The following is a 19,464-nucleotide window of genomic DNA, read 5'->3' as shown; positions in this document are numbered from 1 at the left end:
AAATTCTTTTCCGCATTTATTTTGGTTTAGCCGCATCAGTAGGATACCATTTTAGAAACCAGAGTGAAAACACAAAGGTTGGAACGCTTAAAAGGATCGGAATAATCGCTGCAAAATTAATCAGTACCGTCGTATTTAGCCAAAGTGTAATGCCGGCCTGAGCCAGGAAAACCAGTGACCAGACATAGCATAACAACCGATTGGTTCTCAAAAACAATACGTTTTTAAGAGCATTGCGACCATTGAAATAGTGGGTATAGTCGGCCGTTAGCGGAATCGTTTTTAGCGTCGAGATCGCCCAGATTAAAGCGAGTGCAAAATACCCGATAATGGCAAAGGTGTTTCCCTGATAATCCGATCCAAAGGTCACCACCGCTAAACCGAGCAAAGAAAACGTCAATAGCGTGGCGCGTTCAAAGTAAACCAGATCGGGCCCTCGCTTGATACTGCATAATACACCACTGATCATAAGTGGAACCACCACCCCAATTAAGGGGCTGTACTCAGCAAAAAGAAAGCAGAAAAGCCACGGACACAAGGCTAGAAAAAACCAATACGGGGTATTTTTAAAACTGATCGGAACCAGCCTTTTTTTCTTATCAGCACTCAGATTAACCGGGCCAAACAGCCCATCCAAAAAGGCGTTGAACACCCGCATATCGCCAGTAACCGCATACTTTTTTTCTAACAATGACTGGGCAGCATCAATTTTTCCTTCTAAAATCCGTTCAAGGGTGGTGAGATTAATACTGATTGCAGCTGTTTCTCGGGCAAAATCATTGCGTAACAGGGTGCAGGTCTCGTCCTTTATGACAAACTGGTAGCGCTCCTTAATGTCAGTAAAATCGATCTGAAGCACCGCATTCATTTTGGGTCGCACCTTGGGATTAAAAGCCGTCTGCACTTCTTTCATATAATTCCAGGCAATGAGTCCACCATCAGAATCCTTCATCCGGGTATCGTCCACCCCCCAACTCAGGTTAGTGGTTTGGAGATAGGTGGGGGTTTCGACAAAAGGCTTTGAGAGGCCTTCCTTGACCGTTGGCGAAATACTCAGATTTTCGCCGTATTCTTTACCCGCAATTTTAACTAAATCCAGATAAGGCCCGGTCAGGTTATCGAGCTGGTGAATTCCCAGGAGCTCACCTTCAACACAGATTATTTTTTCCCACTTATCTTTTCCGAAAAGATTATTAAACTGTTCTTCGACCCCTTCATAATTATTCTTTGTTGATGGAAAGCCACAGGTGCTGATGAGCACATGCTTTTTCTTGTTCATTTTTTCAGGATTTCGGAAGGGATGGCCATAGGTTCCGCCACCTTCATTGTCAATAAATGGCAGCAGTGCCGGTTGGGTCCGCTCCATAAATTTTTTCATGGCACTTGAGATCCCGTAGTGGTAAAGCGGGGTGGCCCAGATCACAATGTCAGCCTCTTCATATTGATGGAAAAGTTCTGTCATGTCGTCCTGAAAAATACATTCCCCCGGAGTGGTAGTCCAGCAGGTATGGCATCCCGTACAGGCGTTAATATTTTTCTGAATTAAATCAACGGTTTGAATTACCGTATCCGGATCAAATTCCAACAGACCGGAAACAAATTGCTCAGCTATGATCATGGTAAAACTCTTACCTGATTTATGACTACCGTTTAATAATAAAACTTTACGCATTTTATCCTCACTTTCTTTTCTAAATTCAAATTACGAAAGTATTATGAACCAAACGATTAACTTTCATATTGATAATCTTACCTTCTATATAATACCTCATATCCTATGATTATAACAAAAAATATTCTCATCGAATACCACTAATTTCAAACTAATCGCTTAACTGATATTTTTAGATTAAGACATCCAAGGTGTGTCACGTGTTATAATGACACATATACGTGTCTTATTCTGACACATGACACACCTCGGATAATCAAACTTTCCTTCGCAATCCCAGATCTAACTGGATTTTCGCACTATTCTGATTTGGCATGATCTTTGCGGGTATATTTGTATATGTCCATAAGTTTGGATAAATATAAACTACTTAAAGGAGACGATCATGAGCAAAACAAAAGTATCTGTTGTAAAGGTTGCACAACCTGAAGGCAATGCCTCATTCATGGGTGGAAAATACATTCGCATTGAAGAGGATGTAAGAAAAATCGAAGCCGCTGTTGCCGAAGCAGTTGAACTGGCGATAGGTTCCCTTGACACCATCATCAAAGAAGGTGACACTGTTTTAATCAAACCAAACCTCGCTTTCCAGGCTCCTCCTGAAAGCCATGCGGTTGTCGATCCCCGAACCATTGAAGCCGTTGTTTCTTATGTTAAGAAAAACTCCAAAGCCGGAAAAGTTGTCATTGGTGACAACCCATCATTAGGGATGCATGTTGGTCGCGCTAAACCGGCATTTAAAGATTCAAAAATGGAAGAAGCAGCCAAGCTTGGCGGTGCGGATGAAGTTATCTATTTTGACGAACATGATGTTGTTGCGGTCGAAATTGAAGGCGCAAAACTATTCAAACACGCCACTGTTTTCAAACCTTTTCTGGATGCGGATGTCATTATTAACCTTCCCAAAATGAAGGTGCATTTAGCCGGAACCGTAACCTTAGGGCTTAAAAACTGGAATGGGATCATCCCCAACTGTCATCCAAATGATCAGCAGCAAGGGGCTCATCGTATTGAATTGGGCCAGAAAATGGCTGATATGTATCGAATCCGTCATGCCAATCTGACCATTGTTGACTCCGTAATTGGAATGGAAGGCCAGGGACCTCACGCCGGTTCTCCTATTGAAATGAACTTGATCGTTGCCGGAGCCGATACCGTTGCTGTTGACTCGGTGGCCTGTTCCATCATGGGCTTTGAACCCATGGAAATTCCAGCTATCCGCTGTGCCGGAACCGAAGGTCAGGGCGAAATCGATTTAGCCAAAATTGATGTTGTCGGCAACTCGATTGAATCGGTCATGAAACACTTTCGACGCCCCGGTGGTGATCCCATTGGTATGTACGCCGGTTTAACCTGCGTGATGCAACAAACCTGTCCCGGCTGTTTTGTTAATGTTCGTGGTGCGCTCGATTCTTTTGCATTAAGCGGTATTGATATGAATAAATTCCTCGAAAAATCTGGAGAGGTTGTTGTTATTGCCGGCGGTGTGCCAGATTTCGATCCGCAAATATGTGTTGATAAAAACGTCTTTATTTGCGGCGACTGCTGGGAACTTTTCCCATCTGTTGACAAGGTAAAAGAAGGGGCTGAGCTGGCAAAATCCGTTACTTATTATCCCGGATGTGCGCCTGTCTATATTTTTGCACAACTCAATGCCGATCTTCAGAAATTAGCTGCTGCTAAATAATTATTCTAATTGGTATCAGGGGACTCCCTGATACCAATTTACTATCTTTTCAGCAGCGAGCAATCACCTTGAATGATAAAAAAACATCAAAAAGGAGCGTGAACGCTTTGAAACTTACTGCTGACTTTGATGCAATCAAAAATACCTGGGACGATTTTGTGTTATCTGGAAAAATCGGTAGCCATATCCGCAAGCCGATTATTGATTCCTGGCTACGCTGTCAAAAGGCTGGGCTTGATCCCCATGCCTTAAATCGCACTCCTACTGTTAGTGAAACAAATTTTAGAAAACGCCTGGAACAAAATAAGGTGCTCCTGGACGTCAGCATCCCCTTTATGGTGGAATTACAAGAATTTGTTAACAAATCCGGCTTTTCAACCACGCTCACCGATCCAAATGGCGTTATTCTGGAACTAATTTGTGACCAATCCATTTTGAAGGAAGCCTTCACTAAGAATCTGGTCCGGGGCAGTATCTGGAATGAACACATGGCCGGCACCAATGCCACCGGTTTAGCCATCGATCTCCTCCAACCTATTCAAGTGATCGGGGCCGAGCACTACTATGAATGTTATCACGAACTAACCTGCTCTGCTGCACCCATTCTTGACGCCCATGGCAAACTGCTGGGAGTTATGGATATGGCTGGGCCTAAAGAAATGGCTTATCCCCATACGCTGGGAATGGTCGTTGCTGCAACAAAAGCTATCTCGCGGCAGCTTTGTATTGCCGAATCTAATCGTCAGGTCGATTTAACCAACCACTATTTGAGCACGGTTATCGACTCCATGACGGATGGTGTGGTTGCGGTGGATGTCAATGGTAAAATAATTGGTATTAATTCTCATGGTGCCAAAATTTTAAAAACGACCACCTTTGATTCCTATGGAAAAAACATTCTGGAGATTATGGACGGTGAAACCATTCTGGATCATAACGGAAATGTACCGCCTTCTCTTGAAGAAAAAGATAAACACATTATTACCAAAAGCAAAAAAATAAACTGTTTAATTAACAGTAAGCTGATCCTTCACGACAATGGGACCATCGCCGGAGCTGTTGCAACGCTGAAGGATATGGATAAAAAAACCCCGATTTCTGATAAAGCCAAACGAAAAGGCACCCGCTTTACCTTTGATGACATCATCGGTGACAGTTCTGCGTTACTACGATCCGTTCACCTTTCTCAAATTGCCGCTAAAGGCAGTGCAACGGTCCTGTTAGAAGGTGAAAGCGGAACCGGCAAAGAAATGTTTGCCCAGGCGATTCATAACGCTTATCAATCTGATCAACCATTTATTGCGATTAATTGTGCCGGTATTCCTGAAAGCCTGATTGAAAGTGTCCTCTTTGGCTACGAAGAAGGCTCTTTTACCGGAGCCAGCAAACACGGAAAAATCGGAAAATTTGAACTAGCCAGGGGCGGCACTATTTTTCTGGATGAAATCGGAGAAATGCCTCTAAACACCCAGACCATTCTGCTTCGGGTCTTACAGGAGCGTTATATTCAACGCATTGGTGGCAACAAGGACATTGCCATTGATGTGCGGGTGATTGCTGCCACCAATAAGAATCTTGCCGAAGAAGTAAAAATGGGGCGGTTTCGACAAGATCTTTACTATCGATTAAATGTACTACAAATTAACATTCCGCCACTACGGAAACGAAAAAAAGACATTCCAACCCTAGCTGCTTTTTTTCTCAATGATATTACCCGGACCTGTGGTAAATTCATTGAACCGCTTCACCCCTCTACCCTCGCAACAATGCAGGAGTACGAGTGGCCGGGAAACGTGCGACAGTTTAAAAATGCCATCGAACAAGCCGTAAATTTCACTGAAACCAATCGCATTGACGATTATTTTATTTCCAGTTATTTACCCAACCTTGACGCCGAGCTGACCCTAAGAGAAGAACCACGAGCCATCGAGACAAAGGTTTTACAACCTGATGTGGATTTAAAAAAAATGGAACTCTCTGCTATTAAAAATGCGTTGGCGCTTTTCTCAGAACGCAAGAAAGCTGCTGAATATCTGGGAATTTCCCGCAGTACTCTGTACCGCAAAATGAAACAGTATCACCTGGAGGATTAGACCATGAAGAACAATCTTACCTGGCTTGACCTGGGACTGATTTCCTATGAGGAGGCCTTTATCATCCAGGAACAGCTCCACCAGCAATGCGTCGATGGATTCAGACCGGACACCCTGCTTTTTCAGGAAAATTATCCCGTTATTACGCTGGGTCGGGGAACCCAGGAAAAGAACCTGCTTTACACTGCTGAAGAACTGGACGCAATGGGTATTACTGTGACCGCAGTCAGCCGGGGCGGGGATATTTCCTATCATGGGAACGGACAATTCATCGTTTCGCCGATTCTTCATTTTGATCAATATGTGAAAGGGGCCCACCAATATGTACGGTGTCTGGAACAGGTCGTGATTAATCTGCTGGTCCATTACAATCTTAATGGTAAACGCGTCAAAGGGCGAAGCGGAGTCTGGGTTTCCGAACCCGGAACTGGCGAGGAAAAAAAAATATCCGCTTTAGGCATCGCCGTGTCCCATGGTGTTACCCTCCATGGGATGTCCATTAATGTCAACCCCAACCTCGAACATTTTAAGACCATCATTCCCTGCGGCATCGAAGATAAGGGTGTTACTTCGATGGCAGCCTGTGGCTGCTCCCCCGTTACCCTGGGCGATCTCCGAGATCAGTTTATCCTCGCCTTTGATGGGATGTTTGGCACTCGAACGACAAAAAAAACAATTGCAGAGTTATAAAATAAATACGATTAAGGAGAACTAAAAATGAAATACGAAATTGCAATTCCTGAATTTGCCGAAGGCGCTGAAGAAATAAATTTAAGACAATGGCTTGTAGCTATAGGAGATACTGTCAAGAAAGGCGACAACATTGCTGAAGCTGCCACCGATAAAATCTCCATTTATATTGAATCTCCCGCTGATGGGGTTCTTTCTACCATGTTATCATCAGAAGATGACCGGGTTCTGGTTGGCCAGATCATCGGCGAAATTGAGGGTTAGATCATGGCTGGAATTCATCAGGATAAGGTTATTATTATCACTGGCTCATCCCGGGGAATTGGTTACTCATTTGCCGAATATCTCAGCAATGAGGGTGCCAATATTGTCATTATCGGTCGTAATATTGACACGGCTAAAGCTGCAGCCGAAAAACTGCCCACTAACTGTATTGCTATCCAGTGCGATATATCATCCGAAGAAGATGCCATTAGAATGGTTGATCTGGTTATGGAAACCTACGGAAAAATTGATGTGTTAATCAACAATGCTGGCATCTTCCCGGTTAAAACTTTTAGTGCGATGACTCTGGAAGACTGGAAAGCAGTGATTGACATTGATTTAACCGGAACCTTTATCGCTACCCATGCGGTTTATAAGGTACTGGAAAAACAGAAACGGGGCAAGATTATTAATGTTGCCTCCATTGCCGGTCGGGTTGGGGGACTGGGTTTTACCCATTATTCTGCCGCTAAAGGCGGGGTCATTGCTTTTACTAAAGCCCTGGCTCGTGAAGCCGCCCGTCTCAACATCCAAGTCAACGCCATTGCCCCCGGTGTTATTGAAACCGATATGGCCAAATCAAATTTCCCTAAATATGCCCTCACCGAACATATCAAAAACACCCCAGCTGGACGATTAGGCACCGAAGAAGACCTTTTTGGAGTTATTTCCTTCCTCTGTTCATCCGGAAGTGATTACATCATCGGACAGACCATTGCCATCGATGGCGGCTATACCATGATCTAATGCAAATCTGACAAAATTGTTGAGGAGACGCCCATGAATATACAAGAAGCGTTTAAAAAGCTGAAAACTAGTAATGTAACGATCACTTATCTGGAAGCGGATGGCCAGGAGTTTACACAGACCTACGCCACGCTTTTTGAGAATGCTATCAAAGTCCTTGGCGGTTACCAGTCCTGTGGGCTAAAAAAGGGTTCCCTTCTTGTTTTCCAATTAACCAGCATTCAGGCTCAGATCACCTGTTTCTGGGCCGCTATTCTGGGGGGGATGGTTCCTTCTATCCTGCCCATTGCCCAGGATGAAAAATCCCGGACTTACCTTAAAAGTGTGCTGACTGTACTGGATAATCCCGTCATCATTAGTGACCTTGAAGGGATCACCACCCTTTTCGAAAACAACCTGGTGATGTTTCGGACTTTGGTAGAATCCCCCCCGGGAACCATCGCCTCTGTAATTGATACTGATCCCGGAATGATTCAATTCACCTCGGGTACCTCTTCTGACCCCAAGGGGGCGGTTCTCACCACCAAAAACCTGCTAGAAGGCGGAATTGCCAGTAGCATCATTGTCCGGAAAAATGTCCAGGAACGTTATTTAAGCTGGCTGCCGCTCTCCCACTGTTTCGGCTTTGTCGGCTATCACCTGGTTCCGATTGTTAATAACTTCCCTCAGTATTTAATGAGCCCCATGCAGTTTGTAAAAAGCCCCAACCGCTGGCTGGAAAAATTGGCCCAGTTTTCTGCCACCGTTACCGGAGCTGCCCTCTTTGGGATTGAACTGCTACTCAAGGTCGGCATTAAACAGCAGCGAGCAGTCGATCTATCAACTGTATATATCTGTTTTTGCGGCGGTGAGGACGTCAATCCGCTCTCACTAACGGCTTTTGAGGCTCAAACAGCCTCGATGGGTTGGACCAAAGATACCTTGAAGCCAGCCTACGGTCTTAGCGAAACAACCATGGGTGTTGCCTACACCCCTTATGGTTCCTCTTTCCGAATGGATTATTTTTTGGGCAGCGGCATCAGTATTGGTGAAAAACTATTCTTCTGTGATCCTGATGATGATACCCTCGGCCGCATGTCGGTGGGTGTCTTAGATGCATGCAACGAAGTAGTTATCAAAGATCTTGACGGTAATGTTTTGGAACCGGAATATCTGGGCCTGATCCATATTCGGGGCACCAATGTGATGCAGCGCTACTATTCAAAAGACAAAAATGCGCCCACCGGACTAGATGAAAACGGCTGGTTTAACACTGGCGATCTGGGCTTTTTTAGAAACGACTGGCTAAATATTTTTGGTCGCTATAAGGATATTATTATCGTTAACGGCGAGAATTATCTGGTCTCAGATTTAGAAAAAACCGGTAAACAGGCCTTGTCTGACACTATCAACCTGATTGTTGTCCAGGGAAAAGATCGAATCACTCAAAAAAACTGTCTGATTCTCTTTAGTGATTCTAAAGATCCGCAAACCCTAACCCTTGCCGGCCAGGCCATTTCAGCCACTTGGCAGATTCCCACCTCCTGGGGTATAATAATTGATGAAATTCCCAAAACCACCTCGGGCAAAATTAACCGACTGGCCCTAACCATTGCCTGGGAAAACGGCGACTACCAAGATTATGATCAGGCCATCCCGTTAGGCAACATATCTGAATCAACCCTAAAAGGCGCCTATCAAGAGATGGCCAACTACTGGGCCGGAATTCTAAAAATTTCGCCTGCTCTGATTGGACTCAGTAGTCATTTTGTCTATGATCTTGGTGGCGACTCTCTGGGTCTTATTGACCTGATTCAGCAGCTTGAAAAGGCCTATGCTCTTAAAATGAACACCGATCAGATTAGAAATCACCTGACGCTCAAAGAAATGACCGATTATCTCAAAGCCCTTTAGTAATTTTAATATATGCTGACGCATCAGCAGTCATGGAGACAATTATGAATGTAGATCAATTAACAAAACTATTAGAAGACGTCAAGAACCAGCAATGCGAAGTACCTGCAGCACTGGAGCTGCTTAAAACCCTACCCTATGAAGATCTTTCCTATGCCAAAGTAGACCATCATCGGGAACTGCGAAACGGTTATCCCGAGGTGATTTATAGTCCCGGTAAAACACTCAACCAGATAAAAGGGATTGTTGAAAACATGCTGGCACGATCCACCGGAAATATTCTGGCTTCACGGGCTGAACGGGATGTCTTTGATACGATTAAATCCATTACCCCTGATGCCATTTATTACGAGGAAGCCCGTTCGGTTGTTGTCAAACGGGAAGAATATAAAACCACTGATGATTATATTCTCGTGGTTACTGCCGGAACCTCTGACATCCCGGTCGCTGAAGAAGCCGCTGTTACTGCCATGGTTATGGGTAATCAGGTTAAAAGACTTTATGATGTCGGGGTGGCCGGCATCCATCGACTTCTTGGCAACGTCCCGATTATCAATCATGCCAAAGTAATTATTGTGGTTGCCGGCATGGAAGGAGCGCTGGCCTCAGTGGTGGGTGGGCTCACCGATAAGCCCATCGTCGCCGTTCCCACCAGTATCGGTTACGGCGCCAGCTTTGGCGGCATCTCCGCTTTGCTGGGGATGCTGACCTCCTGCGCCAGCGGCATTGGGGTTGTCAATATTGACAATGGTTTTGGGGCTGCCTGTATGGCATCAAAAATTAACAAACTATAAATTAAATAGTATTTCATCAGGGCGTGGCCCGAAGAAGGAGAATTGTCCATGAAGGTTTTATTTTTCGATTGTTTTTCTGGTATTAGTGGCGATATGGTTTTGGGTGCTTTTATTGATTTGGGTATTGATCCGGCTTACCTTTACGCCGAGCTGAAAAAGCTCAATCTTAGCGGGTTTCGCATCGAAGCCGAATCAACCATGAAAAAAGGAATCTCCGGGACCCGCTGTCATGTGGTATTAGAAGCTGATCATCACCATCATCGACACTTTAACGATATTAAAGAAATCATCGAAAATTCAACCCTTTCGGATGAGGTAAAAAATACTGCTTTGGCCATTTTTATGCGGGTGGCGGTGGCTGAAGGCAAGGTTCACTGTGTTCCGGTTGAACGGGTTCATTTTCATGAAGTCGGTGCTCTGGATTCGATTGTTGATATCGTTGGTGCTGCTATCTGTTACCATGCTCTGAAACCGGATCTGGTTTATGGTTCCAGAATAAATGTTGGTAGCGGCTGGGTGCGCTGTGCCCATGGACTACTACCGGTGCCTGCTCCGGCCACTGCCGAAATTCTCTGTGAGTCTAATTTTGAAATGTACTCCAAAGCCATTGATGGCGAATCAGCAACCCCCACCGGGGTTGCCATTCTGGCTGAACTGGCCACCTATTCCCCCACAACACCCAGTTTTATTCCGGAAAAAACTGGATATGGCTTTGGCGGCAAGGATTTTGGTATTTTAAATGCACTGCGAATTATTCAGGGCCGCAAATCCGAATCTAATACCATCATGGTGGTGGAAACCAATGTGGATGATATGACCGGTGAAATGGCCGGCTATGTGCTGGAGGTATTACTGCAAAGCGGTGCCCTGGATGCCTTCTACACACCCGTTTATATGAAAAAAAACCGTCCGGGCATCCATTTAACGGTTTTGTGTGTTGAAGCTAAGCTTGAACTAATTGAATCCATTGTTTTAAAAGAAACTTCCACCATCGGCATTCGCAAATATCCGGTGGAACGCACCTGCATGCACCGGCATTTTAAAAAAATTACTACCCCTTTAGGTGAGGTCACCATCAAAATATCCCAACAGGGCGATATTACCCGGGCTACTCCGGAATATGAGGATGTCAAGAAAATCGCCCGGGAATCCGGCAAATCCCTTTGGGAAGTTCTGGAAATGGTCGAAAAATTAAAATAGTATTTTAAAGTGATAAAAATACAAAAGACTTGGAGGATTAAAAATCTGAGTCTTTTATTATGATTTCTGTGATCATTTCACTAAACATCTCATTAAACAAATTTATATTAGCACTAAAATTGACTAATCTGTTCTTTATCACATTAAACGATAACCTTTAACCTCAGAATTTTTTATCTTTTTATTGGCTGTTTTCCCGTTCTTAAAATAAAAATCACATATTTCATTCCCTGCTGCCAGAGTCCATTTCCGGCAAAATAAAATCCGGGGGGCTAAAGGATCGTAGGCGACATGATCTGAATGACAAAAAGCCGGGCACAGCTCTAGGGCATCCCTTTTTAACAGCTCCTCGCAGTACAAACAGCTGGTAATATGAAAATAGATGCGTTTCCCGCTGCATTCCCGCCACTTGATGGTCCATCCCTCCTTTGGGTAACCCCGTTTCAGGGCGGGTATAATCAGAAGTTTAAATAAGGGGTAAGCAAATGGCAGGCTTCTGAGCAGTTCGGAAATGGTTGCCATGCGAAGGGCAGCTGCTGAAATTTCTTCTTCAACAACGGCATAGGCCACCTCCCAGTAAACACCGCACTCCACTAGTGCCCGATAACAGGCATAGCCCGGTAATATCGATGTTCTTAAATGCCTGCCAATGGCCTTGCTGCCACGATCATCCACATTTTTCAATTCATTCTCCAGAACCGCCTCAGCTTTACCAAAATAGTGACGACCTCTGATTTCGCCAAATAGGATAACCAGGGTTTCCTGGATATTGGAGAGTCGTGTCTTTTTGAAAACATCTCTGTCCTGCTTATTTTTCATCATCGTTGACTCCCATTCTGTCTTTTCTAACTTTAATCGATTTTATTCTGATCGTCTTTCAGCGCAACGATCTCAGGATACCGGCTCATCTCGATACTACCAATCTATTATCTATTTTAACATATCCTGATAGTGCATCAAAATGAAAAAAACCAGCGACATATTTTCAGTATGTAACTGGTTTTTAACTGCTGGCATCATTACACAACATCTTCTTTAACTTCATCCAATTTATTCTGGGTCGTGAATTCTTTTCCCTCCCGATAACCCTGCGCATAAAAAGAATAGTGGTCTTCGTGATTTTCGACTTTATGCTGGGCATGCTCCATTGGTCTGAGAATTTCTTTCACTTCCGGCGGTACTGTCATCACCAGACCCCATTCCTGATGTTCAAAATCCTGAACCGTATATGCGTCATCCAAACCCTCGTAAAAACCCTTTCCGTAGGTTTCACAGGCTTCGTTTATGATGGCGCTTGGTTTTTCATCAAGTTTCATCGCCTTCTTGATTGCTTTAAGCTGAGAACGGACGCAATCAACCGCATAAGCAAAAATACTGCTACAGATTTGGGCGTCTTCTTCATAACCGTAAAAAATAATATAGTGCCGTTGGGTCCCGGGCGGTGTGATCATATAGAAAACGCAACAATTATTTTCTGAAATGACATCAGCCAAACCGGTCATCCAGTGTTCACTGCGAGTGGTATAATAAATGTCCGTGTCAACCTTTATGGGTTTTTCATCATATCTTAATAAATCCCGATCTGTCAATTTATATTCAACCATCAACTTTTTTGCTTTTAGAATCGCAAAATTTGCTTCATTGGGATTGGGACTTTTGCCAAGAGCTAGCAGTTTTTTGATTCGATCTTTTATATTGGCTTCCATTTTCTTCCTCTTTATGAACTTTCTGTTTTTGTCAAAAACAAACATTTTAATATAGAATATATCTTAATTAAATATCACTTTACTCTATATCTCTATTTTATTTGGTAAGTCTTAAACTGTCAAGAACGAAGTTCGTTTTTTATCGACCATAGCAGCAAAGATTAACAAAAAAGGTAAGATGCGTTTTAAAGAAATATCTTACTTGTTATGGATCGCCCGTTCCAGTTGGGTCAACGCCTGCTCCAATATAAGTCTTGGGGTAGCAATATTTATCCGTTGAAAGCCTTCCCCACCGGCACCAAACATGCTGCCGGCATCTAGCCAGAGACCTGCTTTGTTAATAATTAAATCTTCTAAAGCTTCCTCATTTAATCCCAGTTCGTTAAAGTCCAGCCAGATCAGATAGGTTCCTTCCGGCTCAATAAGCTTAACTTGGGGAAGCTGTTCGCTTAAAAAGTCTCTGAGAAAATCCAGATTCTCACCGAGATAGATTTTTAGTTCTTCCAACCATTTTCGGCCTTTTGAATAGGCTGCTGTACAAGCGACAATGCCCATAATATTAATCTCATTATAGCCGCCTTTTTGCATTTCTTTTTTGAACTTTCTTTTTATTTCTTTGTTTTCAATGAAAATATTAGAAACCTGAAGTCCGGCCAGGTTAAAGGTTTTACTGGGGGCCGTACAAGTAATGGTGATCGCTAAAAACTCTGGCTTCAAATCTGCAAATACCAGGTGTTTATGGCCCGGATAGATAAAATCCTGATGAATCTCGTCAGAAATGACCATTACCCCATGTTTGAGACAAATATCACCTAAGTGAACCAGTTCTTCTCGTGTCCAAACCCGACCAACCGGGTTATGAGGATTGCAGAGAATAAACAACTTCGCATTGTTTTCGATAATTTTACTTTCAAAATCATCAAAATCCATAAAGTATTTTCCGTTTTTATGCTCCAGCTTGTTCACCACCAGCTTACGGTCGTTGATTTTGATTGTCTCGGCAAATGGATAATAAACCGGCTGTTGAATAATAATACTATCACCGATCTGGGTCAAACCGCGGATTGCTGTGGCAATGGCATAGACCACACCCGGCGTGGTGATCAGCCATTCTGGCTGGATATTCCAATCAAACCTCGTTTTAAACCAATCCTTCAGGATGAAAAAATAATCCTGTCCGCCTTCCGAATAACCAAAAATACCATGCTTACTTTTTTCCACCAGGGCCTCCACCACTGGTGCCGGAGTTTTAAAATCCATATCAGCCACCCACAGCGGCAATAGCCCCTCGGGTTTTCCCCGTCGATGGGCAAAATCGTATTTGATGGAATTAGTGTTATCCCTTTGAACAATTTCATTAAAATTATATTTCAAGTCTTATTCCCCCTTTATCATCCTGGTTAATTCAGCAATTAAATCCTGGGCACTTTCAATTCCTACCGACAATCTCAATAATCAAGTTGTTAATCCCCTTTGCTTCCCGTTCCTGTTCTGGAATATCCCCATGGGTCTGCAGCATCGGATAGGTAATCAGCGTTTCCACCCCACCAAGACTTTCAGCATATTGAATAATTGAAACCCCTTCTAAAATGTGTTTAGCGGTTTCTTTACTGTCGACCTCAAACGAAATCATCCCACCAAAACCAGTGGACTGACGTTTAGAGATTTCATAGCCTTCATGAGTCGGAAGTCCGACATAGTGGACGGCAGTGATTTTCTCCGTTCTCACATCTAATTCATAGTATCTCAGTATGTTTAATAAATATTATCCGATTCTCGTATTTTTGTCAAGCTGATTCTCTTTTTTATGCTATCACAATTATCGGTATACAGTACTGATTATCAAGAAAGCCTTGTGATTGAAGGCGGCCTTGTTAAGTAAATAGAAGGCCTGGTCTAAATAAATTTGGACAAGCCTTACACCACAATTCTAAAAAGTAAAATCTTCATTTGATTACAAGTATTTTTATAGTATAATTAAAAATCAGCCTGGCGACTTCTAAATGATCTCCTGGGTTTTTTTTGAATCGATGTATTATGGAAATTTTTGATTCTGTTATAAAAGTTAGACTAAAAAATAGGAGTTATCATGGAACGCTATGAAGAAATAGAAAAAAGTTTAAAGAAAAAGTATCGTAGCAGTATCTGGTGCCGCTTTACCAGCGGCATCAATGAGTATGAGCTGGTCAAGGAAGGTGATAAAATAGCAGTGTGTATCTCTGGAGGAAAAGACTCCATGCTGATGGCAAAGCTATTTCAGGAACTGAAGAAACATAATAAATTTGAATTTGAATTAGTTTTTCTGGTGATGGACCCGGGCTATAACCCGATGAACCGGGATATGATCAAAAAAAATCTGAAGCTGTTAAATATCGAAGCAACTGTTTTTGAGTCTCAGATTTTTGACTCAGTCGCCGATATTGAAAAATCACCCTGCTATCTCTGTGCCCGGATGCGTCGGGGCCACCTGTATCATCATGCTAAAGAATTGGGATGCAATAAAATCGCCCTTGGTCATCATTATGACGATGTCATCGAGACCATCCTGATGGGGATGCTTTACGGCGGACAGATTCAGACGATGATGCCCAAGCTAAAAAGCTGTAATTTTGAAAATATGGAGTTGATCCGGCCGATGTACCTGATCCGGGAGGAGGCCATCATCAGTTGGAAATTACATAACGACCTGCAATTTATTCAGTGTGCTTGCCGATTTACCGAAAATTTTATGCTTTCAGACAATGAAGGTGGGACTTCAAAGCGCCAGGAAATGAAAACTCTGCTAAAAAAATTCCGGCAAACCAGCCCTTACATCGAAAGCAATATTTTCAAAAGCGTAGAGAACGTTAATCTGAATACCATTATTTCATACAAGCAAGATAAGGTTAAACATCATTTTTTAGATGAATATGATAACTAGCCTATACATGCAAAATAATCTAAATAATAAGGGCACCTGGTAGATCCATCAGGTACCCTTATTAATTGATCACTAAAATATTTCAATAACCACATCCATAATCCCACCACAGGCCATGCCCTCATCTTCGGCGACGGAACCGGTCATATCGACTTTCATCATCAAAAATCCACCATCTTCACGGATTAGATCCCGAGCCGCTACAATTACTTCCCCTTCACTACATCCGCCACCAATACTCCCCAGACTGCGTCCATCAGCCCAGATGATCATCTTGGCACCTGGTCCGCGGGGAACTGAACCTTTTTTCGAAATCACCGTTACAATGGCCCGCTTTTCCGACTCGTTTTTTGCCAGATTTTTAATCACATCAAAATCAAAATCGGAATGATTGGTTTTATTTTTCAGATCAGCTTTTTCATGCTGATGACTTACACGCTTGACGCTGATAATTTCAGCGATGATCGAAATAGCAATTTCTTCTGGCGTCACGGCCCCAATTCGCAAGCCGATGGGCGAATACACCCCACTTAGTTGTTCCTGACGAAATCCGTCTTCAAGAAACTGTGCCATCAAACCTTTAACCCGGCGCCGGGAACCGATCATCCCTAAGTACTCCGGATTGACTGATAGTGCCTGCCGCAGGCAAAGGGCGTCATGTCGATGACCCCGGGTAACAATCACCACGAAATCCGACCGCTTAACCTTTAGTTTTTCAAAACAGGTATCAAAACTTTCGCAGAGTACCTGATTGGCTTGGGGAAACCGCTGGGTGTTGGCAAAGGATGGCCGATCATCAACCACCGTCACCTTAAAGCCAATGTCGGCACCATATTGAGCCAGAGGTTTAGCAATGTGCCCGCCGCCGAGAATAATCAAACGACCTTCAGAATAAAAAGGTTCATAAAGCTCCTCAATACCGTCTTCTGAGGCTAAAAATTCCGGCAGTCCTTTATTAATAACCACTTCCAGAATCTCATCCGTTTTTTCCTTACCGTTACCCCGATCTTCTTTGCTGAGGAGTTTTTTTTCAATCACTTTTTTTCCCGTTTCTCCCAGGGTTCTAAATTGGGTGACCATAACTACCTGATCTTTTTGATCGAGCTCTGTAATTAGCTTCTCGTATTGATTAACCATGTTTATGTCCCTTTCCATATCGATCTTCAAACCAAAATTCTCGTGGTTTATTACCGATTTCAAGTTTAATTTCATATTTACTGATTTTACTGTACAACGTATTTCTCTGAATCCCCAGGGCTTGCGCCGCTTGACTGATGTTTCCCTTGTAAATCTTCAAAACCCGTTTAATATGTTCCTTTTCAATATAGTTCATATCGAGTAGCGCGGGATCCAGATCTTCCAGGCGCTCTTCCCGCAATTCGAGCGGTGTTTTATCAACATAACCGGTGAACTTTTTCGATAAGTCTGTTTGTTCCGAATTTTTCAAAAAATATTGATCCGGAAAGGATTCGGTATTGATCATCAGTTCGACAACATTTTCCACTTCTCTTACATTTCCCGGCCAATTATAGGTTTCTAGCATCTGCATATTTTTTTCAGTAATCTGAACTTCTTTTTTCTCATATTTCGATGACAGGTTTTTCATAAAATAATGAAAAAGGATGGCAATGTCACTTCTTCGTTCCCGTAGTGGCGGCAGATAGAGGGGCAGAACATTAAGCCGGTAAAAGAGATCTTTTCTGAAACGTCCCAGCTCCACTTCCTTTTTTAGATCTTTGTTGGTAGCAGCGATAATCCGTACATCGATGGGAATGGATTGTTGACTACCAATTTTTGTGATGACGTTTTCCTGAAGTACCCGCAACAATCGGGTTTGCATATCCAGGGGCATTTCACCGATTTCGTCCAACATAATGGTGCCATTATTGGCCTGCTCAAATTTTCCAATGTTTCCCCCTTTTTTTGCACCCGTATAGGCACCGTCTTCATAGCCAAAGAGCTCTGATTCAATCAACTGGTTGGGAATCGCTCCGCAATTAAGGGCCACAAAGGGTTCCTCCATTCGTTTACTATGATTATGAATGGACTGGGCAAAAACTTCCTTACCACAGCCACTCTCACCCAAAATAAGAATCGTTGAACGGTTATTAGAGATTTTCTTTGCATATTCAATCGTACTGACAAACTGAGAGTCCTGCCCCATGATTTTATCAAAGGTGTAATAGGGTTGCTCACACTTCTGGATTTTTCGGGACTGATCTTCTTTTAATACAAAGACAATTTCAATACTGTCGTCCTGGGGATTATAAATGGGACTGGCCGTCATTTGACAATGAAAATGATTGCGTAGCGCCTTGATATTAATAATCCGGTTAACATGTTTTTCAGAGTGGATCGCGTCCTTAATGTTTTCCCAATCTTCAATGATTTCAGAAACATTGGTCGCTGACAATTGTTTGTATTTATTACCAAAAAGATCCATGGCTTTTTGATTATAGATTTTAATCATCCCATCCAAATTGGAGGTAAGAATCGCTACCGGCATCGAATTAAAGATCGTTTTAATATGTTTGTTGGTCATATTCTGAAGTCTGTTATATTCTTTGGCCTTAAGCATCTCCTCAATCGCATTCGATGCTGCAATCACCATTCCCAGGGTATGGGGATGTACCGAATCAGAATAACCAGTAAGATCCAGTGCTGCAATCAAATTGCCATTAGGATCCCGAATGGGTGCACCCGAACAGGTCCAGCGATGATAAGCTTTTACCAGATGGTCTGTTCCTGACATTTGAATTGGCTGCCCCGATTTGATTACCAATGACATGGCGTTCGTTCCAATGTATTCTTCACTCATATAGGCACCAGCCACCATTTTTAGTTCAAAGGCTTCTGTTAGAATTTTCTCATCACCAATAGCGTTGAGAATACAGCCATCCCTATCGGTTAACAAAACGAAAAAATTGTTACCCCGGACAATGCTCATCAGATGCTCCATGTAGGGAGCCGCTGTCAGGATTAGATCACGATTCTCTGAAAACTTAGTCTGCAGCTCACCGTGGTCAATCATTTTTTTACTGAAAACCTGATCCTCAGTAATCCCATATCCGATACATCGCTGCTTTGATTCTTTGATGATTGCTCCATAGATATTCTTATTCATGTTTCCCCTTTCATCGATTAACAACGACCCATTTATCGTTTCTTTCATCATAGTCCAGTTCAAAGACTGTCCCATAGAGAAGCTTCCATTTAAACAGTTCGTTAATGGATAGTCCCATAACCTCACCAAGTATGACCCGTATGACACCAGCATGGGTTGAAATTAGAATAGCACCTTGGTAATTTTCTTTTATCATTTTATTAAACTCGGGCATCACCCGCTTCGTCAATGCTTCAAAACTCTCCCCTCCCGGGGGAACAAAGGTATTAATCAGCCGACCTCTTTTTTGATAGTCTTCAGGGTGATTTATTTTTATCTCATCAATGGTTCTACCATCCCAGTCACCCATATTAATCTCTTTAAGCGCATCCACTAAAACCGTTGGCACATTCCGTTTAGCAAGAAGAATGTCCAGAGTCTGCACACAACGTTTAAGAGGGCTGGTATACACCTTAGTAAGTGAAATTTCTGCAAACGTCTTCCGTAACTCTTGAGACTGGATTATTCCCTCCTGCGATAGCGGGAGATCAATCTGCCCGATATAGGCCTTGCCCTTAAGCCACTTTATTTTACCATGTCTGACCAAAAAAATCTTCATTACCAACCTTGAATCTTTCTAAAACTTTTTTTATTTAATTAAAATGATCTTCTGATTATTAACTGCTGCCATCGTA

17 protein-coding genes are annotated in these 19,464 nt (G+C 42.9%); 9 read left to right on the top strand and 8 right to left on the bottom strand.

What is annotated here, in order from left to right; translation table 11 throughout:
• Nucleotides 1–16 precede the first annotated feature (16 nt).
• Nucleotides 17–1,672, bottom strand: coding sequence for an NAD(P)H-dependent oxidoreductase (locus tag DOZ58_RS00570; RefSeq protein ID WP_111886511.1), 1,656 nt, complete (start codon nt 1,670–1,672; stop codon nt 17–19).
• A 385-nt stretch (nt 1,673–2,057) separates the two neighbouring features.
• Here DOZ58_RS00570 and DOZ58_RS00565 point away from each other — a divergent pair, with 385 nt between their 5' ends.
• The 8 genes from DOZ58_RS00565 to larC all read left to right on the top strand — a co-directional run bounded on the left by DOZ58_RS00565 (nt 2,058) and on the right by larC (nt 11,040).
• Nucleotides 2,058–3,359 carry a DUF362 domain-containing protein gene (locus tag DOZ58_RS00565; RefSeq protein ID WP_111886510.1) on the top strand — a complete coding sequence of 434 codons (1,302 nt, stop codon included), beginning with the start codon at nt 2,058–2,060 and terminating at the stop codon, nt 3,357–3,359.
• A gap of 68 nt (nt 3,360–3,427) precedes the next feature.
• A complete protein-coding gene (locus DOZ58_RS00560; protein WP_204355444.1) occupies nt 3,428–5,452 on the top strand; it encodes a sigma-54-dependent Fis family transcriptional regulator in 2,025 nt (674 codons plus the stop codon).
• Between the two features lie 3 nt (nt 5,453–5,455).
• Complete coding sequence (gene lipB / locus DOZ58_RS00555) at nt 5,456–6,142, top strand: lipoyl(octanoyl) transferase LipB (RefSeq protein ID WP_111886508.1); 687 nt, start codon at nt 5,456–5,458, stop codon at nt 6,140–6,142.
• Between the two features lie 27 nt (nt 6,143–6,169).
• Nucleotides 6,170–6,406: a biotin/lipoyl-containing protein gene (locus tag DOZ58_RS00550; RefSeq protein WP_111886507.1), complete on the top strand. Its 237-nt coding sequence runs from the start codon at nt 6,170–6,172 to the stop codon at nt 6,404–6,406.
• A 3-nt stretch (nt 6,407–6,409) separates the two neighbouring features.
• On the top strand, nt 6,410–7,153 hold the full coding sequence (locus tag DOZ58_RS00545) for an SDR family NAD(P)-dependent oxidoreductase (RefSeq protein WP_111886506.1): 744 nt from the start codon (nt 6,410–6,412) through the stop codon (nt 7,151–7,153).
• 33 nt (nt 7,154–7,186) lie between these two features.
• Nucleotides 7,187–9,046: a non-ribosomal peptide synthetase gene (locus tag DOZ58_RS00540; protein WP_111886505.1), complete on the top strand. Its 1,860-nt coding sequence runs from the start codon at nt 7,187–7,189 to the stop codon at nt 9,044–9,046.
• Between the two features lie 44 nt (nt 9,047–9,090).
• Nucleotides 9,091–9,840 carry a nickel pincer cofactor biosynthesis protein LarB gene (gene larB / locus DOZ58_RS00535; RefSeq protein ID WP_111886504.1) on the top strand — a complete coding sequence of 250 codons (750 nt, stop codon included), beginning with the start codon at nt 9,091–9,093 and terminating at the stop codon, nt 9,838–9,840.
• 48 nt (nt 9,841–9,888) lie between these two features.
• The gene (gene larC / locus DOZ58_RS00530) at nt 9,889–11,040 is read left to right on the top strand and encodes a nickel pincer cofactor biosynthesis protein LarC (RefSeq protein ID WP_111886503.1); all 1,152 of its coding nucleotides are present in this window, start codon (nt 9,889–9,891) and stop codon (nt 11,038–11,040) included.
• A gap of 138 nt (nt 11,041–11,178) precedes the next feature.
• Here the strand turns inward: larC and DOZ58_RS00525 are convergent, their stop codons facing one another.
• The 4 genes from DOZ58_RS00525 to DOZ58_RS00510 all read right to left on the bottom strand — a co-directional run bounded on the left by DOZ58_RS00525 (nt 11,179) and on the right by DOZ58_RS00510 (nt 14,475).
• A complete protein-coding gene (locus tag DOZ58_RS00525) occupies nt 11,179–11,862 on the bottom strand; it encodes an L-2-amino-thiazoline-4-carboxylic acid hydrolase (protein WP_111886502.1) in 684 nt (227 codons plus the stop codon).
• Between the two features lie 197 nt (nt 11,863–12,059).
• Entirely contained in the window at nt 12,060–12,746 is a 687-nt protein-coding gene (locus DOZ58_RS00520; protein ID WP_162624366.1) for a DUF2786 domain-containing protein, read from the bottom strand.
• Between the two features lie 198 nt (nt 12,747–12,944).
• Nucleotides 12,945–14,120, bottom strand: coding sequence for a MalY/PatB family protein (locus DOZ58_RS00515; protein ID WP_111886500.1), 1,176 nt, complete (start codon nt 14,118–14,120; stop codon nt 12,945–12,947).
• A 55-nt stretch (nt 14,121–14,175) separates the two neighbouring features.
• A complete protein-coding gene (locus DOZ58_RS00510; RefSeq protein ID WP_242988555.1) occupies nt 14,176–14,475 on the bottom strand; it encodes a PLP-dependent transferase in 300 nt (99 codons plus the stop codon).
• A gap of 360 nt (nt 14,476–14,835) precedes the next feature.
• Here DOZ58_RS00510 and DOZ58_RS00505 point away from each other — a divergent pair, with 360 nt between their 5' ends.
• The gene (locus tag DOZ58_RS00505) at nt 14,836–15,666 is read left to right on the top strand and encodes an ATP-binding protein (protein WP_111886499.1); all 831 of its coding nucleotides are present in this window, start codon (nt 14,836–14,838) and stop codon (nt 15,664–15,666) included.
• A gap of 72 nt (nt 15,667–15,738) precedes the next feature.
• Here DOZ58_RS00505 and DOZ58_RS00500 read toward each other — a convergent pair whose 3' ends face one another.
• Genes DOZ58_RS00500 through DOZ58_RS00490 form a run of 3 tightly spaced genes read right to left on the bottom strand, consistent with a single transcriptional unit; the run spans nt 15,739 to nt 19,388 of the window.
• Nucleotides 15,739–16,803, bottom strand: coding sequence for an XdhC/CoxI family protein (locus tag DOZ58_RS00500; RefSeq protein ID WP_204355443.1), 1,065 nt, complete (start codon nt 16,801–16,803; stop codon nt 15,739–15,741).
• Nucleotides 16,796–18,790, bottom strand: a complete 1,995-nt coding sequence (locus DOZ58_RS00495; RefSeq protein ID WP_111886498.1) for a sigma-54-dependent Fis family transcriptional regulator — start codon at nt 18,788–18,790, stop codon at nt 16,796–16,798. Before DOZ58_RS00495 ends, DOZ58_RS00500 begins: the two co-directional genes overlap by 8 nt.
• Before the next feature lie 10 nt (nt 18,791–18,800).
• Entirely contained in the window at nt 18,801–19,388 is a 588-nt protein-coding gene (locus tag DOZ58_RS00490; RefSeq protein WP_111886497.1) for a histidine phosphatase family protein, read from the bottom strand.
• Nucleotides 19,389–19,464 lie beyond the last annotated feature (76 nt).

Source organism: Acetobacterium sp. KB-1 (assembly GCF_003260995.1).
Lineage (GTDB): Bacteria > Bacillota > Clostridia > Eubacteriales > Eubacteriaceae > Acetobacterium > Acetobacterium carbinolicum.
The sequence above is the reverse complement of the archived record's forward strand: the minus strand, read 5'-3'. Positions and strand labels throughout refer to the sequence as shown.

Coding starts and splice junctions, on each gene's coding strand:
- DOZ58_RS00525 (WP_111886502.1), bottom strand. CDS start 11,862: ATGATGAAAAATAAGCAGGACAGAGATGTTTTCAAAAAGACACGACTC.
- DOZ58_RS00550 (WP_111886507.1), top strand. CDS start 6,170: ATGAAATACGAAATTGCAATTCCTGAATTTGCCGAAGGCGCTGAAGAA.
- DOZ58_RS00500 (WP_204355443.1), bottom strand. CDS start 16,803: ATGGTTAATCAATACGAGAAGCTAATTACAGAGCTCGATCAAAAAGAT.
- DOZ58_RS00495 (WP_111886498.1), bottom strand. CDS start 18,790: ATGAATAAGAATATCTATGGAGCAATCATCAAAGAATCAAAGCAGCGA.
- DOZ58_RS00540 (WP_111886505.1), top strand. CDS start 7,187: ATGAATATACAAGAAGCGTTTAAAAAGCTGAAAACTAGTAATGTAACG.
- DOZ58_RS00570 (WP_111886511.1), bottom strand. CDS start 1,672: ATGCGTAAAGTTTTATTATTAAACGGTAGTCATAAATCAGGTAAGAGT.
- DOZ58_RS00490 (WP_111886497.1), bottom strand. CDS start 19,388: ATGAAGATTTTTTTGGTCAGACATGGTAAAATAAAGTGGCTTAAGGGC.
- DOZ58_RS00505 (WP_111886499.1), top strand. CDS start 14,836: ATGGAACGCTATGAAGAAATAGAAAAAAGTTTAAAGAAAAAGTATCGT.
- larC (WP_111886503.1), top strand. CDS start 9,889: ATGAAGGTTTTATTTTTCGATTGTTTTTCTGGTATTAGTGGCGATATG.
- larB (WP_111886504.1), top strand. CDS start 9,091: ATGAATGTAGATCAATTAACAAAACTATTAGAAGACGTCAAGAACCAG.
- DOZ58_RS00520 (WP_162624366.1), bottom strand. CDS start 12,746: ATGGAAGCCAATATAAAAGATCGAATCAAAAAACTGCTAGCTCTTGGC.
- DOZ58_RS00565 (WP_111886510.1), top strand. CDS start 2,058: ATGAGCAAAACAAAAGTATCTGTTGTAAAGGTTGCACAACCTGAAGGC.
- lipB (WP_111886508.1), top strand. CDS start 5,456: ATGAAGAACAATCTTACCTGGCTTGACCTGGGACTGATTTCCTATGAG.
- DOZ58_RS00545 (WP_111886506.1), top strand. CDS start 6,410: ATGGCTGGAATTCATCAGGATAAGGTTATTATTATCACTGGCTCATCC.